Annotated in this window: 13 protein-coding genes and 3 pseudogenes; 9 read left to right on the top strand and 7 right to left on the bottom strand. The window is 59.2% G+C overall.

The window, feature by feature from the left end; translation table 11 throughout:
• The first annotated feature begins 2 nt into the window (after positions 1 to 2).
• Both X751_RS135535 and X751_RS1000000165005 read left to right on the top strand, forming a co-directional pair.
• Complete coding sequence (locus tag X751_RS135535; RefSeq protein ID WP_023746404.1) at positions 3 to 434, top strand: TadE/TadG family type IV pilus assembly protein; 432 nt, start codon at positions 3 to 5, stop codon at positions 432 to 434.
• Positions 424 to 783 (top strand): TadE/TadG family type IV pilus assembly protein, encoded by a 360-nt coding sequence (locus X751_RS1000000165005; RefSeq protein WP_050592417.1) that lies wholly within the window; start codon positions 424 to 426, stop codon positions 781 to 783. Before X751_RS135535 ends, X751_RS1000000165005 begins: the two co-directional genes overlap by 11 nt.
• 413 nt (positions 784 to 1,196) lie before the next feature.
• Here X751_RS1000000165005 and X751_RS1000000168320 read toward each other — a convergent pair whose 3' ends face one another.
• The 7 genes from X751_RS1000000168320 to X751_RS00610 all read right to left on the bottom strand — a co-directional run bounded on the left by X751_RS1000000168320 (position 1,197) and on the right by X751_RS00610 (position 10,139).
• Positions 1,197 to 1,805 (bottom strand): NAD(P)-dependent oxidoreductase, encoded by a 609-nt coding sequence (locus X751_RS1000000168320; protein WP_245259940.1) that lies wholly within the window; start codon positions 1,803 to 1,805, stop codon positions 1,197 to 1,199.
• 122 nt (positions 1,806 to 1,927) lie between these two features.
• Positions 1,928 to 2,221, bottom strand: coding sequence for a hypothetical protein (locus tag X751_RS1000000168315; protein WP_245259938.1), 294 nt, complete (start codon positions 2,219 to 2,221; stop codon positions 1,928 to 1,930).
• An 18-nt stretch (positions 2,222 to 2,239) separates the two neighbouring features.
• On the bottom strand, positions 2,240 to 3,832 hold the full coding sequence (locus X751_RS1000000165000) for a response regulator (protein ID WP_023733670.1): 1,593 nt from the start codon (positions 3,830 to 3,832) through the stop codon (positions 2,240 to 2,242).
• Entirely contained in the window at positions 3,801 to 4,196 is a 396-nt protein-coding gene (locus tag X751_RS1000000164995) for an Hpt domain-containing protein (protein ID WP_023699256.1), read from the bottom strand. Before X751_RS1000000164995 ends, X751_RS1000000165000 begins: the two co-directional genes overlap by 32 nt.
• Positions 4,197 to 4,212: 16 nt before the next feature.
• Positions 4,213 to 8,055, bottom strand: coding sequence for a GAF domain-containing protein (locus tag X751_RS1000000164990; protein WP_198020723.1), 3,843 nt, complete (start codon positions 8,053 to 8,055; stop codon positions 4,213 to 4,215).
• Between the two features lie 649 nt (positions 8,056 to 8,704).
• Entirely contained in the window at positions 8,705 to 9,262 is a 558-nt protein-coding gene (locus X751_RS135540) for a carboxymuconolactone decarboxylase family protein (protein ID WP_023699254.1), read from the bottom strand.
• A gap of 82 nt (positions 9,263 to 9,344) precedes the next feature.
• A complete protein-coding gene (locus X751_RS00610; protein ID WP_023699253.1) occupies positions 9,345 to 10,139 on the bottom strand; it encodes an alpha/beta hydrolase in 795 nt (264 codons plus the stop codon).
• 108 nt (positions 10,140 to 10,247) lie between these two features.
• Here X751_RS00610 and X751_RS135545 point away from each other — a divergent pair, with 108 nt between their 5' ends.
• From X751_RS135545 to X751_RS135555, 7 genes and pseudogenes are all read left to right on the top strand, one after another.
• On the top strand, positions 10,248 to 11,156 hold the full coding sequence (locus X751_RS135545) for a LysR family transcriptional regulator (protein ID WP_023699252.1): 909 nt from the start codon (positions 10,248 to 10,250) through the stop codon (positions 11,154 to 11,156).
• A 659-nt stretch (positions 11,157 to 11,815) separates the two neighbouring features.
• Positions 11,816 to 11,958: pseudogene (locus X751_RS1000000167330) on the top strand (sigma factor); the annotation flags it as partial.
• Between the two features lie 219 nt (positions 11,959 to 12,177).
• Entirely contained in the window at positions 12,178 to 12,522 is a 345-nt protein-coding gene (locus X751_RS1000000168305) for a sigma factor-like helix-turn-helix DNA-binding protein (protein ID WP_023746401.1), read from the top strand.
• A 1,630-nt stretch (positions 12,523 to 14,152) separates the two neighbouring features.
• On the top strand, positions 14,153 to 14,398 hold the full coding sequence (locus X751_RS135550) for a DUF680 domain-containing protein (protein ID WP_023670610.1): 246 nt from the start codon (positions 14,153 to 14,155) through the stop codon (positions 14,396 to 14,398).
• 637 nt (positions 14,399 to 15,035) lie between these two features.
• Positions 15,036 to 15,950, top strand: a complete 915-nt coding sequence (locus X751_RS1000000164985) for an MBL fold metallo-hydrolase (RefSeq protein WP_023746398.1) — start codon at positions 15,036 to 15,038, stop codon at positions 15,948 to 15,950.
• A 14-nt stretch (positions 15,951 to 15,964) separates the two neighbouring features.
• Positions 15,965 to 16,093 (top strand): annotated as a pseudogene (locus tag X751_RS1000000167320) (MBL fold metallo-hydrolase); the annotation flags it as partial.
• A 31-nt stretch (positions 16,094 to 16,124) separates the two neighbouring features.
• A pseudogene (locus X751_RS135555) lies at positions 16,125 to 16,311 on the top strand (hypothetical protein); the annotation flags it as partial.

The raw sequence follows: 16,311 nt of genomic DNA, 5'->3' as shown, positions 1-16,311 counted from the left end.
GGATGGGTGGGCGGACCTTGCGCATTGTCCTGGACAAATCCGGGATAGCTGCCGTCGAGTTTTCCATGTTGCTGCCCATCCTGTGCCTCGTCTGCCTCGGCATCGCCGACGGCTGGTCCTACGTGACGAGTTACCTGCAGATGCGCGCGGGCGTTAAAACCGCGGCCAATCTCGTAATGGCCGGCGCGTCCAATGACACCGGAACGCAGGCGGTCGCGCTTTCGAGCTGGAACGACAAGCCCGAGGACGCCGCGGTCGTACTGGTCCGCTCCTATTTGTGCGGCGCCACGGTCGTGGATGAGACCACCATCTGCGGCGGAAAGAAAATCTTCGTCCAGATAACGGCGACGGGCACCTGGGTGCCCCCGTTTAACTTCGGTGTCTTCCCGGACCCGCGCGCGATCAGTCATCAGCAGGTGATCCGTGTCCGCTGAAAGGATCGGATCCAGGTGGCGCCGTGACTGCTCCGGCGCAGCCGGGCTGGAATTCGCCTTGATCGCGCCTTTCCTGGTGATGCTTTTGTTCGGAATCTTCGCCTTCGGCTGGGCCATGAATGCCGTGTCGACCGTCCGCTATACACTGGCACGCGAGCTTCTGAAGCGCCTTGGTCAACGTCGTCGCGACGTGGCGCTAGGCTGGGAAGATGCCGACCCGTCTACTGTTGCCGTCTCTGCGTTTCAAGCCGACGTTCTCCGCTCTGCATGCCGACGCCTACTCAGGGAAACCGGAGCGCCTGAGTGTCAATGGCGCGATTTAGCTAAGGCCCCCTGGTGCGCGATTTGACTGGGTGCGAGCTGATCGAAACTGGCTTGGTGGATTGGATCGTCAGCAAGTAGCCACTGCCCGCCAGCGGCCCAGCAGCCGTCTGCGGGGACTTTGCAGCGGGCGCGCTGGGCCTGACCGGTGGGGCGGTGTGGTATCCGCCGGCTGGCGAACATATGCGCCTCCTGCCAACGCCAGCGAAACATCCAAACGAACGAGGTGATCTAACCGCGATCTCGCCATCCAAGGCCAACACATAGGCCGATAGCAAAGGCCCATAATTGCTGAGAGAACGAAAATGGCCGACGCCATGGTTGGGGAACCCGGGTGGGTAGGCGCCGGCCACAAGCGGAACAGGCCCGCCGCGCCACACACATGGCTGATTTGTCATCACGTGGTTATGGTGTGATCGCGTAGGGCTAGACCAGCGGAACCTAGTAAACGCCGCTTAGTAAGCGATCCTCGACGCGATCGTTCATCGCCACGACATGCGGCGTGCACAAGACGTTGGGTAGCGAAAACAGCGGATCGTCGGTCTTCGGCGGCTGCTGGTCGAACACGTCGAGAGCCGCACCCGCGATTTGGCCATTGGCCAGCGCTGCTCGCAGGGCCGTGTAGTCGATCAGCGATCCGCGCCCGGTGTTGACGACGATGGCTGACGGTTTCATCTTCGAGAACGCGGCGGCGTTCAGGATGTGATGGTTATCGGGGCTCGGCGTTGCGTGCAGCGTCAGGAAGTCGGATTGCTCCACCAGGGTGGAGAAGTCGACGAGTTCGACGGAGGCGCTTCCTTCAGGAAGGGATCGTAGGCAAGGATGCGGGTCTCCCAGCCGAAAGCCGTTGCGCCACGCCACGGCCGCTGCGGCCGAGGCCGAGGATGCCGACGGTGGCGCCGCGCCATGGGTCAGGCCGCGCCACCCGCCACGCCGCATGAATTCGGGCGTCCACGTGCCAAGTTGTTTGGCAACAGCCAGCATCAGGGCGACCGCGTGCTCGCTGACCGTGAAGATCCGAAAATCGTTCGGCGTACTCGAAACCAGAATGCCGTGCTCGGTGGCAGCGTCGAGGTCGATGCCGTCGATACCAATGCCGTATTTTTAGACGTACCGCAGTTCCGGAAGCGCCTGCATCACGCGCCTGGTGATGCGGGTGCCGCTTGCCCCCATCAAGGCGACACAGCCATGTGCCGGGCAATCAGCTCATCCTCGGTAAAGCGCTTGAACGGCATTTCCCAGAGCGCATTGCCGAAAATGACGTTGACCCCACGCTCGCGCAGCCAGTCCAGCGAGGCGCCGGTTGGGTCGTAGCGTTCAAATGCGAGAACGCTGGGCAAGCCTTGAGCGCTCATGATGGTGGCGACCTCCTCAAATACCTTCGAATTGCTTCCGCTGTACGGCTGCCTTGCATCCGCTTCGGAAGGCTTTTCGGGCGCTTGTCCGCTTGAATCAACTGGCATCACACTTCGATGTCCGATCTTTCATTCTGTGGGTGACGGCAGCAGATCAACGAGCGGCACAAAATCCTCCAGCGAGTCATCAAGTGGCGGGGGTTCTTCCTCAGCCTCCTGCTTTGGCTCCACCATCAGGAGACCGACGACGACCAGAGCCAGAGAGGCCCAGGTCAGCGCTGGTATCGACTCTCCGAGCAACAGCATGCTCCAGCCTATGCCGGCGGCTGTCCCCGCATAGGCGTTCTGGCTGGCGAAGACCGCACCGGTGCTGGAGACTAGCAAAATGAAGAGCAGCATCGCCAAATTGCTGGCGGCAGCCATCAGCAAGACGATGACGCCAAGCCGACCAGCCAATAGACCAAATGGCACGAAGTCCTGATAAAAAGCGGCAAGTGGGATCAGCATCAAAACCGAAACAACTAGGGTCATGCCGAACAGGGCGACGTTATCGATTTTGGCGGGCTTGGACTCTGAGAGATAGATATCCTCGACTGCGTAAGTGACGGGGATTACAAGAGCGATGACAAACCACACCCAACTGGTGGCTATTTCTCCGGGCTCTCCGTACAGGAGGATGATGGAGATGCCGACGAGACCCAATCCAAGCCCTAAAAAGCGCTTCAAATTCGGAGCTTCGGTCCGCATCAGAGCGGCGAACAAGAAGACAGCAAATCCCTCGAGCACGATGACAATGGAGACGATGGAAGCTGGGAGCTTGCTTGCCACCCAGTACACCAGAACCTGGTTGATCACCGAGCTAATGAACGCAAAACGAAGGATGAACGTCCGATCGGCTCGCGTGAGATCCTTGATTCTTGGCATTGTCCGTCGCTTCAAACTAATCCCGATGCAGAACACGGCTCCGATAATGTCGATGAGGATTGCCAATCCGACCGGATGAGCCTCAACAAGCGAAGCCATCTTGGAAAGTGGAACGACGACGCCCCATAACCCGCCACATGCCAGCAGCAGTAGAGCGCCACGAAACGTGCGAATATTTTGCCGCATCTTTCGCTCTCGCTCGTAAACCTTCTGGGCCATTGTCGCGAACACTGTGGCAAGCTTGCCGAGACCATCTGTACGGCTTGCTACGTCGCGGATGCCAAGCTTCGAAGGATTGAACCGCCCGGTCTCCAATGTGGCGGCCGCCCTGGTCAGCTTGGCCACCTGCCGCAGATATTCCGTCTCAACGTCGCGGAGTCTTTTTTTCTCGATGCAGGTCTCAACACGAGCCTTGAGTAGAGCTAGTTCAAAGTCCTTTGGCAGAAAGTCTTCCGCGCCAAGCTCGATGGCGCTAATCACGCTGCCCATTTCTTCATCGAGGGCCGAAATGACGATCACCGGCAGATCGCGAGTGGCCCGCGAAGACTTGAGCGCCTTGAGCACTTCGAAGCCATCCATTTCGGGCATGACGATATCAAGGAGTACGAGGTCGAATGGATTCTGAGCAACCTGTTCAAGCGCCAGCTTGCCGCTTGCGACAGCGGTTGTTTCATGGCCGAGCGACTGGATGGCTTTGCTGAGTTTCAGGCGCACAGTGCCTGAGTCATCGACTATGAGGACGCGCGCACCTTCTGGTGCGCGAGCATCAGGTGATTGTGTCTCCGATTCTATGCTCATTCGGTTGTCCCCCTCGTTTCAAATCGGCAAGGCGAGAGCTTAGATCTCGGCTGGCCGTGTCACACGCGCCCGCGATGAGTTCCACTTCCGTCGCGGCCGCGCCGGGCATACTGTCGCGGCAGGATTGTTCCATTGCCGCGCAAAGCGCGGAAAGTTGGTTGGCGCCGAAGTCCCGCGCGCTTGATTTCAGCGTATGGGCAGCGCGGCCAAGACCTGAACGGTCGCCGGACTCCGCAGCCCGGCGCATCTGCTCGACTAGCAACGGGGATTCCTCCAGAAAACTCTCAATGAGTTCTGCAAGAGAGTCTTGATCCCCACCTATGAGATCAAGGAGCTTGTCTAGAGCGTCCTGCGCAACATCCATGACCGGACCTTTGTTGTCAGTTGTGTTGGTGGGCGCGTGTAAGAGAGGCGACCAACTCCTCCACGCGCAACGGCTTGCTTAGGTAATCATCCATCCCAGCTTCCAGGTAGCGCTCGCGGTCGCCGGCCATTGCATTGGCGGTAAGTGCCACGATGAAAGGCTGCAGCGAGTCCCCGGCGCCTGATGCGCGGATCAACCTTGTGGCTTCGAGCCCGTCCATGTCCGGCATCTCGATATCCATCAGGATGACATCGTGTTGTCCCTTGGCAAATGACGAAATCGCCGTCTCTCCATCCACCGCCAAGTCTACCTTGTAGCCAAGCCGTTCAAGCACCTTGGACCCAATCTTCCGATTGGTGATGTTGTCATCAACCAGCAGGATCCGAAGCGGCAATTTCGCCGCCATTTCGCTGTCGAGGGATGGTCCCTTGGGTTGATCAGGCTTGGCTGAACGCGTTGGAGCCACGGCAAAGACGGACATGAAAGCATTGAGGAGCGGCGAGGGCTTGATCGGCTTAGGAAGCATCGCCGCAAATTTGATGCTCTCGATATCTGCCTTGTTTCGCTCATCAAGAGGCACCAAGGAACTCAGCAATATCAGTGGAAGGTCACCTCTTTCACCAAGCCCACGCAATCGTTTGGCCAGTTTTATCCCGTCCATCTCTGGCATGTTCATGTCGAGCACGATGGCGTCATAATTTTCGCCGCTCGAAATCCTGCGCAATGCGTCCAGAGGCGACTCGGTCGTGTGTGGAATCATGGACCAAGATTGGGCTTGCAGAGACAGGATGCGCCGGTTGGTTGCGTTGTCGTCAACGATCAGCAGCCGCTTGCCTGCGAGTTCAACTTTTGCCAGCGACATTTGCGCCTGCCTGGGAGCGGGCGCAACGGCAGCGCGGATCGTGAAGAAGAATGTCGTACCCGACCCTTCAACACTTTCGACCCATACCTCCCCGCCCATCAGTTCTGCCAGGCGTTTGCTAATCGCCAACCCTAGCCCGGTGCCCCCGTAGCGCCGCGTCGTCGAGGCATCGACCTGGCTGAAAGACTTGAACAAGCGATCCAATCTGTCTTCGGGTATACCAATGCCGGTATCGCGTACTGCAAACTGCAGGGTGGAGAAGCCCTCTTCGCTTCCGCCATGGGGTGTCCCCGCGCCCTCAACTGCGGGCGGAACTTTCATCACCGACAGGACAATTTCACCCCGCTCGGTAAATTTCACAGCGTTGTTGAGGAAATTAAGCAAAATTTGTCGCAGTCTGGTGCTGTCTGCCACAATCCCGCCAGGAGTACCGGGCTCCACCAGGTATGCCAGGTCGAGTCCCTTCTCCGCGGTCTTGGAGGCCACCAGATCAATTGCGCTCTCAAGGCATTCCCGGAGTTCGAAGGGACTTGGATCAAGCTCCAGCTTGCCGGCCTCAACCTTGGAGAAATCGAGTATGTCGTTGATAATCGTTAGCAGGGCTTCGCCGCTGTTGCTGATCGTCTCGCTAATCTCGCGTTGTTCAGTGTCAAGCTTTGTACCAAGCAACAAGTTGCTCATTCCGATCACGCCATTCATTGGTGTGCGGATTTCGTGGCTCATCGTCGCCAGAAAAGAACTCTTCGCCTCATTTGCCGCCTCGGCCGCCTCTTTTGCCTGCTGCAGCGCCAGGGAAAGCTGTTTGAGCTCGGTAAATAGCTGCGCGTTATGGAGGGCCGCACCGGCATTGGCGGCAATGGTGGAAAGCAAGCGAAGCGAGTCATCGGTAAATATGCCCTCCCGCGTAGTGCTCTGAACACTGATAACTCCAAGCGTTCCTTGCGCGGTCTTGATCGGAACGCCGAGATAGGACAATGCATCCTTGCCGACGGGGGTAGCCCCGATCTGAGCTCCACGTTCCGCTACATCCTGATTGATCAGCAGCGGCTCGCCAGTCTCTATGATCTTGCTTGTCAGCCCCTCGCCAAGGGTTAGTGTGTTGAAGGCCTCGCCAAACTGATAGGGGAAATGGATTAGGTTGGTTTCCGGATCAAGCAGTGCGACGTAGACAATATCGGCATCAAAGATCTCCTGCATCTGGTTACCGATCAACTGGATCGTGCTGTCAAGTTCCGATTCCGCTATGAGCGCCTGACTAACCGTTCCAATGGCGGCAAGTTCGGCAGCGCGGGCTTCAGTCACCTTGAGCAGACGCTGAGTTTCATTGAATAGACGGGCGTTGGCGATGGCGACCCCCATGCTGGAGGCCACCGTCTGCAGCAGGCGCACGTCGTTTTCGTCGAACGCATGCTTCTGATAGCTCTGCACACTGAGAACACCCAGTGTTCCCTCACCAGACTTGATCGGCACGCCTATGTAAGAGGCAGTCCTATCCTCTTCGTGTGGAAAGTAGGCGCCAAGCTCTTTTCCTTCCTCAAGAGTGCCAAAAACAAAGGGCTCACCTGTTGTGATGATTTTCGAAGCTACTCCCATGCCCATTGGGAATGGATCGATAGCTCTATAGGTCCTAAAGTATGCATAAGGGACATGGATCAAGCCGGTTTCGCTATCGTGTAACAAAATTTCACTGACTTCGATGCCGAAAGCCTCCCGCACCTTGTCGCCTACCAAGCGAATAACAGTGTCCAGGTTAAGCGACTTCGTCATCGCTTCGCCAACGCTGTTGAGAATCGCCAGTTCTTTTGCGCGGTCCTCTGTCACTTTCAGCAGGCGCTGCGTCTCATCGAATAGATGTGCGTTGGAGATGGCTACGCCCATGCCGGATGACAGCCCCTGCAACAGACGCACATGATCTTCATTGAAGACATTCTTCTCGTAGCTCTGAACGCTGACGACACCCAAAATCCTGTCACCAGCGATGATCGGCACGCCCAAGTAGGATTCGGTCCTGTCATCTTCCGTAGGTATAAGTGCGCCCAGAGCAACGTGTTGCTCAGTCGAGCCCAAAACCAATGGCTTGCCTGACAGTATGACCTTGGACGTCAGACCTTCGCCCATCGCAAATGGCTCGGGGTCCTGATAGTCCCTGTAAAACGCATAGGGTACGGTGATCAGATCAGACTTCTCGTCACGCAGCAGGATTTCGGTGACGTCTGTTCCAAATATCTCGCGCACCTTGTCACCGACGATGCGCGTGACGGTCTTGACATTCAACGTCTTGGCCATTGCTTCGCCGACACTGTTGAGGATCGCGAGTTCTTTTGCGCGGTCCTCGGACACTTTCAACAGCCGCTGGGTTTCGTCGAAAAGGCGGGCATTCGAGATGGCAACTCCCATGCTCGACGAGAGAGCTTGCAAGAGACGCACATGATCTTCGCTAAAGGCGTTCTTTTGGTAACTCTGCACGCTGACAACTCCTAGAGTTCTGCCTCCCGCGATGATCGGCACGCCTAGGTACGATTCTGATCGCTCCGCTTCGGTAAGTGCGATCACATCAAACTTGAGGGACTGCTCAAACGTATCAATAACCAGCGGTGTTCCAGAGAGAATGACCTTTGAGGTAAGTCCTGCGCCCAAAGTGAACGGCTCCACGTCCTGGTACTCACGATAGAATGAATACGGGACGGTGATGAGATCAGATACCTCATCGTGCAGCAGTATTTCCGTGATGTCCTCCCCGAATATCTCCCGAACCTTGTCACCGACGATGCGTGTGACAGTCTTGACGTTCAACGTCTTGGCCATTGCTTCGCCGACGCTGTTGAGGATCGCGAGTTCCTTTGCGCGGTCCTCGGTGAGGTCGAGCAGACGCTTGTTGTCGGCAGAAAGTTGACTGAGTTGAGTTGCCCCAGATGCTTTGGCGACTTCCAGCTCGGCAATGTACCGGTCCGCTGATTCGAGTCGACCAGCAAGGTCGATTTCGACTGAGCTCTGCATGTCGGCTGTCTCCCCCAAAAATCCGCCAAGAGTGCGAGCGGCATCCTTCCCCAACTGCTCATCATACATTAGCAAGCACTGTTACATGCCGCGCAGTTGATTGTCAGTACCCGGCCAGCGTCTTTGCGCAGCCATTAGCCTCTGATGTCCGCTTCTGCCACAAATCACCCAGTCCCGGTCATGAGAAATGTCCGCTTTCGCGAGCGGCCATGGGTGCCCGCTGAACCAGATGAGGCGCGAGGCGGTCATGCCCGATGTCACCTGCGAAAGTCTGCTTCGGGTCACGTCACGACGATGTTCGCACCGAATTAAAGTTCCGCTATTGAGGATCCGAAGCCCGAAGCTGTCAGTCCGCTTGCGGCCCAAAAACCGACATCTTGACTGAATGTCAGCAATTGGGCCGGAAGCGGAAGGTCGGCTTTTGGCCGCCGAAGAATGATAGCAGACGAAAGGGTCGGCAGACGAACGTCTGAAACCCACCATCAGCTGATTGATGAACGCCACCTGGGCATAGCTGAGATTAGATCACGCGACATGGAAAGCTCGATGACGGCCGCGTGGCAAATTTTACTCGGTCCTGGCGTTACATGGTCTTTGCCTCCGCGCCCAATGCATCGAACGCGCCCGGCACGACCGCATACTGTCCGGATCAGCCCCTACCTGTCTGCCAGACATGCGGCTGAAATGGCGTCTCCAGCGGCGGTTGGGTGATGTTGGACGTGTACTTGGTGATCGTAGACGCCGAAAGAACGGCGACCACCTCCAGCAACCGGCTCTCATCAAAGTCCGCATCGAGGAATTCGCGCTTTTCCACCTCGCTGAGCCCACCGCGCCTCTCGATAAGCGTACGCGTGAGTTTCGCCAGAGCCGCATGCCTGGCGTCCACAGGTAAAGCGCCCTCTCTGATGCTGGTGACAGATTCAGCGCCGACCCCCTCGGCAATCGCCAGATAGGAGTGAAAGGCCACAGCCCACTCTGCCTTGTTGGTGACTGCATTTGTCAAAAGCAGGATCTGGATCTCCGCCTCGCTGAAGCTCCCGCCATGTACCCGCGCGAAGAGATCGGTCAAGCTGCCGATAAGCACAGGCGAGGTTGCCATCGTGCCGGCAATATTTGGAATGAAGCCGAAGGCTGAATTCAGTGCCTCAAGTGCCGGCCTGGAAGCTCCGGGCGCCGTTTCGATGGAGTGAATGGGAAAGTTCGTCATGTGTCTGTCCTTGATGGCAATTGGGCGCAGTTTGGCGCCGCAAATGGGGTAGAGACCTGAATTCTCAGGTGACGGTGATCGCTCAATGGGCCTGCGCGGCCTCCTCGATCACTTCAGCAACATTTGCCGGATGAGAAAGCATGACAACATGCGATGCACCCTGCACGACCACGACTTCGCGCGCGTGCGCACGCTTCGCCATGAAGTCGTGCAGAGCCAGAGGGATGCTTTTGTCGGCCGCGCCGTAGACGAAGTACGACGGAAGGGTTTTCCAGGCGGCCGCGCCTGAAGCTTCCTTCAGCGCGGTCTCGGTCTCTGCGTGATAGCCATCAGTGCCACCTGCTCCATAGGCAGGTCGGCGGCAAAGGGTCCGGCAAATTTTGCCGGATCGACGCTCAACTGAAGGCTGCCATCTGGCAGCGCAATTGGCTTGGCCAGAGCCGCCAAGCTCGCTACCCGGAAACTTGCTGATCAAAGCGAAGGTGCTCTCGCCCTTGTCAGGCGCGAATGCGGCGACATAGACCAGCGCCCTGACATTCTTGCTGTTAAGCGCGGCGTTTGTAATGACGGACCCGCCATAGGAATGGGCAACCAGCACCACAGGCCCGTCGATGCTCTCCACCACGCTGGCAACGGCTGCGGCATCGCCAGAGACGCTTCGAAGCGGGTCCGCTACTGCCACGACCGTGTAGCCATCGCGAGAGAGAATCGGGATCACTGAATTCCAAGACGAACTGTCTGCCATCGCACCGTGAACCAGAACAATGGTGGGCTTGCTGGACGCGGCTTCGGTCGCCCCAGGGGCGAGCAAAAACGCAGCCACTGCCGTCACCGCCAGCGGCCAGCCGAACAGGACACGTTTGATTTCACACTTCATAGATCTCTCCTTGGAAGGCTCGGCTATCTGTCGTTGTATCGATGTAAACGATGATGACTGAGAGATAATGCTTGTATTTGGCATGATATTCATGCCAATTTTGCATGAATGGACGTTGACGACCTCAAGACATTCTGCCGCGTCGCTCAACTTGGCAGCATTGCGGCTGCGGCGCGGGCCGAAGCCAGCGAGGCATCGACATTGTCTCGCAGGATAGCTGGACTGGAAGCACAGCTTGGCACACGACTGTTCCAGCGAACGACCCGGAAACTGTCGTTGACGGAGGCCGGAGCGATTTTCCTGTCTCGCATCCTGCCTATTGTGGACGAGGTTACGGCGGCCCGCGAAGCAGCGCTTGCCACCGTCGAACAGCCAAGCGGCATGTTGCGCGTTACGGCCTCAAACGCCTACGGCGAAGCGGTCGTCGCGCCACTGCTGGCCGGATTCTGCGCGCAGTACCCGCGCATTGAAATTGATCTGCTGCTCTCGGACGCTTTGGTGGACCTCGTTGCCCAGCAGGTCGACGTCGCCTTGCGTCTCGGGCCGCGTCCGACCGGCGACCTCATCGTCTCCAAGTTAAAGACAATCGAGCGTCGTTTGGTGGCGTCGAAAGAATATCTGTCTTCAGTGCCTCCAGTCGATCGGCCAGAAGACATTGGTGCGCATGTCTGTTTGCCGACCACGAATTCACCTCAAACACCGCTGTGGCTGTTCAGGCGGGATCTCGAAAATATCGAATTGACCGTGCCGGCGAAGATCAGGACCAGCAACACACTGGCGCTTCGCCAGTTGGTACGCGACGGCGTCGGGATCTCGCTGCTGCCGGAGTGGTCGGTGGATGAGGACATCAAGAGCGGAAGGCTTGTCCAACTCCTCCCTGGTTGGAAGATCAGCGTCGGGGCGCAGGAGAGTGCCGTGTGGGTCGCTTATCCTTCCCGCGCCTACCTGCCGCTGAAGACGCGGAAATTTATTGATTTCTTTAAAAAGCAGATATTGTCGGAGGGTTCGAACTCTTGATCCTCTCGGCTAACGCCAGATGGACAATGTCTGTGCGCCGCTGGTGGCGCCTGTGGCATGGCCTCCAGTCATCTTTTTTCGCTGTCCGGGAATAATACGCCGCCCGCCCTGGTCTTCCATGCATACGCTGCTGATTGACCTTGAAGGAACGCCCCCCCTGCAATCCCACATACTGACGACTATGACGGCAACGGTCGACGCGTTCCCAAGACCTCTTGAAGGCGACGCGTTGGGCGCCTGCGGCTGGCTGGCTCCCAGCCTGTCTACCTTAAAACGTCCTGCCCCGGTCGGGATCGAGAAAGCTAAGACGCCACGGATCGGTGCCGGCCGTGGATTCGGCAATGCTTGTGCTCAAGAGCGCGTCCGGGTGGATGCATCGTTGCGGTCCTGTGTGTGATTGACATCGATGAGACAGTTGCCTTCAAATTCACCGCAGCTGGCGACCCGGCATGTTTCCTCTGGGTTCGATCGCAAGGCAGAACCATTCTCGCCAAATGAGCGTACGAGCTCGAGGCGAGGCGCATGTGACGGTGTACCGATGCTGAGCAGCAATGCGCGGGCCGACCGCTTCGGCGAAGTGGTAATGCCCCATCTCGCCGACGCGCTTTCGCTGGCCCGCTGGCTGACCGGCAATNGCCGACCGCTTCGGCGAAGTGGTAATGCCCCATCTCGCCGACGCGCTTTCGCTGGCCCGCTGGCTGACCGGCAATGCCACCGACGCCGAGGATGTCGTGCAGGACGCCTGCATGAAGGCACACGCCAACATCGCAAGCTATGCCGGCGGCAATGCACGTGCCTGGCTNTGTCGTGCAGGACGCCTGCATGAAGGCACACGCCAACATCGCAAGCTATGCCGGCGGCAATGCACGTGCCTGGCTTCTCACCATCGTTCGCAACTCGTGCTACACATGGCTGGCGCGCAATCGCCCGCGCAGCATCGTCTCGGTGGGCGACCTCGGTGATCTCGACGAGGTGAGCNTACACATGGCTGGCGCGCAATCGCCCGCGCAGCATCGTCTCGGTGGGCGACCTCGGTGATCTCGACGAGGTGAGCGCCGCTCACGCAGTCGATCTGACTGAGAGCGAAAGCCCGGAGGCGAGCCTGATCGCCAAGGCAGAGGTGGCGGCCATGGAAGCGGCGATCGCCGCTCTGCCGCAACCCTTTCGAGAAACGCTCGTGCTGCGCGACGTGAATGGCCTCGCCTACCGCGATATCGCAGCCATACTGGGCGTGCCGATGGGCACGGTGATGTCGCGGCTGGCGCGGGCGCGTGGCCTGCTGATCTCTGACCTTGGGAGGNCTGGGCGTGCCGATGGGCACGGTGATGTCGCGGCTGGCGCGGGCGCGTGGCCTGCTGATCTCTGACCTTGGGAGGGCGCAATGAGTGCGCACAACGATGGATTGCCCGAGGACGCCGCAGGCATGAACCTGATGCTGCACGCGCTGATAGATGGCGAGCTTGACGCCGCCGCGGCCATGGCTGTCGAGCGGCGCATCGCCGCCGATCCCAAGCTGGCGGCCGAACATGCCCGCATCATGGTCTTGCAAGGGGCTGTGGCCGGGCTTCCGAAGCCCCGAGTGAGCGACGAGTTCAGCGCGCGCATTGCAGCCATGGCCGCGTCCAGCCGCGTCGAGGTGCTGCGGCCCAGAGCGCCGATACGGGCGAAGTCCGCTCGAACGTGGTGGTCGGCGCGCAACTTCGGATCATTCGACTGGCGCACCATGGCGGCCTCGATCATGATCAGCGCTGTTCTGGCCAGCGGCGCGACGCAATGGGCGATGCAGCCTAGCGTAGCCGANCGGCGCATCGCCGCCGATCCCAAGCTGGCGGCCGAACATGCCCGCATCATGGTCTTGCAAGGGGCTGTGGCCAGGCTGACGAAGCCCCAGGTGAGCGACGAGTTCAGCGCGCGCATTGCAGCCATGGCAGCATCCGGCAGCGTCGAGGTGCTGCGGCCCAGAGCGCCGATACGGGCGAAGTCCGCTCGAACGTGGTGGTCGGCGCGCAACTTCGGATCATTCGACTGGCGCGCCATGGCGGCCTCGATCATGATCAGCGCTGTTCTGGCCAGCGGCGCGACGCAATGGGCGATGCAGCCTAGCGTAGCCGACAGCTTTGCCGCAGGGGTAGCCAGCGGCCACCAACGCAGTCTGCTGGCGACCAGCCCTGTCGATGTCGTCTCGTCGGACCGGCACACGGTAAAGCCATGGCTCGATGCAAGGCTCGGCCTTTCGCCGCCGGCGCCGGACATGGCCAAGGACGGATTTGCACTCATCGGTGGCAGAGTCGAGGTCATCGGCGGCCGGGCGGTGCCAGCGCTGGTCTATCGCCACCGCGAACATCTGATCACCCTTGTGGCCGAGCCGCAAAATGCCGGGGTGGTTTCCGACCCGGTCGATCTCTCGGAGGGCGGTTTTTCGCTTGTGCATTGGAGCGATGGCGCCTTCTCATACTGGGCGATTTCCGACATGGAGCGGCCGGAGATCGACGACTTCGTGGCGCGCTTCCGCGCCGCCATCGTGACGGGCTGATAACCGTCTGTCGAAGCCTCTTCAGCCGATATCAAGTGCGATGTCACTGTTGGCTCAGCTCCTTACACGGGCTGAGACCACGGCAGCAGCATGGCGCCGACGTCGAACGCGTCCTCGTGCAGCGTCGGCTCCAGTTCGGGGCGGACGCCGGCCCCTGTTTTCGGGAAATCTCAAAAGAATTTCGCGCCGCCCGGGAATAAAGGGATGTCCTGATGGGTCTTGTTGTTAGCGGGGCCAATTTCCCGGCACGCACCCAAGAAACGAAAAAAGGATCTACCGAAATGACCAAGCTCGCTCTCAGCGTGGCTGCCATNAGTTCGGGGCGGACGCCGGCCCCTGTTTTCGGGAAATCTCAAAAGAATTTCGCGCCGCCCGGGAATAAAGGGACGTCCTGATGGGTCTTCTTGTTAGCGGGGCCAGTTTCCCGGCACGCACCCAAGAAACGAAAAAAGGATCTACCGAAATGACCAAGCTCGCTCTCAGCGTGGCTGCCATGCTGCTTGCCTCAACCGCTGCCTTTGCCGGCAGCGACCATGGCGGCAACAACTCCAATCAGCCGGTCGCTACCGTTGACACCAATGCCACTGCTTCCATTTCCCCCTCCCCGCGCCAAGCCGGCGTCGACACCATGGTGACGACCGGGCCGCGCCAGGGGTCGGTTCAGGACATCATCACCAGGCACAACAACGACGGCATCTGGGGCCGCTGAAGACACCCTTCCGAACATCTTCTCTTACCACTCACGATGGAGAGCCAAACCTTTGGCTCTCCATCATCACCCCATAAGGCTGCAGGAGATCACCTATGTTCACGATGACACGTCGCACGTTGCTTGGAACCACGCTCGCCGCGACCGCCTTCGGTCTGGCCGGCAAGCTGGAATTCACNGGGCCGCTGAAGGCACCCTTCCGAACATCTTCTCTTACCACTCACGATGGAGAGCCAAACCTTTGGCTCTCCATCATCACCCCATAAGGCTGCAGGAGATCACCTATGTTCATGATGACACGTCGCACGTTGCTTGGAACCACGCTCGCCGCGACCGCCTTCGGTCTGGCCGGCAAGCTGGAATTCACCCGTCCCGCCTTCGCCGAAACGTCGGTCGAGCCGACCGTCGGCTTCTACAAATACAAGGTCGGTGATATCGAGGTCACCGCCATCTATGACGGCATCTGGCGCAAGCCGCACGACCCGGCCTTCATCAAGGATGTTTCCGTCGAGGACACCAAGGCAGCGCTTGCCAAGGCCGGCCTGACGACAGACTTCATGCCCATCCCGCTCACCGTCGTCGTCCTCAAGATGAACGGCAGGCTGATCATGATGGATGCCGGATCGGGCGTCGGCCAATGGCAGACCAATNCGTCGAGGACACCAAGGCAGCGCTTGCCAAGGCCGGCCTGACGACAGACTTCATGCCCATCCCGCTCACCGTCATCGTCCTCAAGATGAACGGCAGGCTGATCATGATGGATGCCGGATCGGGCGTCGGCCAATGGCAGACCAATGCCACCCATCTGCCGGCCAACATGGCCGCCGCCGGCATCGACTATAAGACGATCGACACCATCATGATCTCGCATTTCCACCCCGACCATGTCTGGGGCCTGATGGAAAAGGGGACCGATGCACCGGTGTTCCCCAATGCCGAGCTGATCGTCAACGCCACGGAATACAATTGGTGGACCGACCCCAGCCGGCTGGCCAAGCTGCCGGAAGGCCGCAAGCCGGCGGGCAAGCGCGTCGCCGAAAATTTTCCGAAATGGAAGAACTGGAAGCTGGTCAATGACGGCGCCGAAGTCGCACCCGGCATCCAGANGGAATACAATTGGTGGACCGACCCCAGCCGGCTGGCCAAGCTGCCGGAAGGCCGCAAGCCGGCGGGCAAGCGCATCGCCGAAAATTTTCCGAAATGGAAGAACTGGAAGCTGGTCAATGACGGCGCCGAAGTCGCACCCGGCATCCAGATCATCGCTGCGCCCGGCCACACGCCGGGACATTCGGTCTACCTCGCCAACTCCGGCAAGGAACAGCTGATGATCTCGGCCGACACCATGTATGTGCCCGCCCTTCTGGCGCCGCATCCGGAGTGGCAGGGCAGTTACGACCAGGACGGGCCGATGGCGATCACCACGCGGCACAAGCTGATCGATCGCGTGATCGCCGACAACATCCGGATCTCGGGTTCGCATTTCCCGTTCCCCGGCACCGGCGTCTTCGTGAAAGACGGCAATGCCTATGGTTTCACCCCAGTTCAGATTTGAGCGCGAGCTCCNCCCGCCACAAGATCATCGACCGGGTGATCGCCGACCACATCCGCATTTCGGGTTCGCATTACCCGTTCCCCGGCACCGGCGTCTTCGTGAAAGACGGCAATGCCTATGGTTTCACCCCAGTTCAGATTTGAGCGCGAGCTCCCAACCCAAGCGAGAAAGATGATGAAGCAATCCTATCTGGGCAAGCACGCCCTGTTTGGCCTGCTCGGCGCCATTGCCGTGCTGACCGTCGTTCCCGTGGCCACTATCATGCCGGCCTATGCGGTCGACGACCTCGAAGGCACCGATGCACCCGACCTCACCGCCGTCCAGGCCAAGATCGCCGTCAAGGACTACAAGGGCGCGCTGG

This window comes from Mesorhizobium sp. LNJC394B00 (assembly GCF_000502555.1).
Classification (GTDB): Bacteria; Pseudomonadota; Alphaproteobacteria; order Rhizobiales; family Rhizobiaceae; genus Mesorhizobium.
Note: the sequence above shows the minus strand (reverse complement) of the source record. Positions and strands in the feature narration are given on the sequence as shown.

Coding starts and splice junctions, on each gene's coding strand:
- X751_RS135535 (WP_023746404.1), top strand. CDS start 3: ATGGGTGGGCGGACCTTGCGCATTGTCCTGGACAAATCCGGGATAGCT.
- X751_RS1000000165000 (WP_023733670.1), bottom strand. CDS start 3,832: ATGAGCATAGAATCGGAGACACAATCACCTGATGCTCGCGCACCAGAA.
- X751_RS1000000164995 (WP_023699256.1), bottom strand. CDS start 4,196: ATGGATGTTGCGCAGGACGCTCTAGACAAGCTCCTTGATCTCATAGGT.
- X751_RS1000000164990 (WP_198020723.1), bottom strand. CDS start 8,055: ATGCAGAGCTCAGTCGAAATCGACCTTGCTGGTCGACTCGAATCAGCG.
- X751_RS135540 (WP_023699254.1), bottom strand. CDS start 9,262: ATGACGAACTTTCCCATTCACTCCATCGAAACGGCGCCCGGAGCTTCC.
- X751_RS00610 (WP_023699253.1), bottom strand. CDS start 10,139: ATGAAGTGTGAAATCAAACGTGTCCTGTTCGGCTGGCCGCTGGCGGTG.
- X751_RS135545 (WP_023699252.1), top strand. CDS start 10,248: ATGGACGTTGACGACCTCAAGACATTCTGCCGCGTCGCTCAACTTGGC.
- X751_RS135550 (WP_023670610.1), top strand. CDS start 14,153: ATGACCAAGCTCGCTCTCAGCGTGGCTGCCATGCTGCTTGCCTCAACC.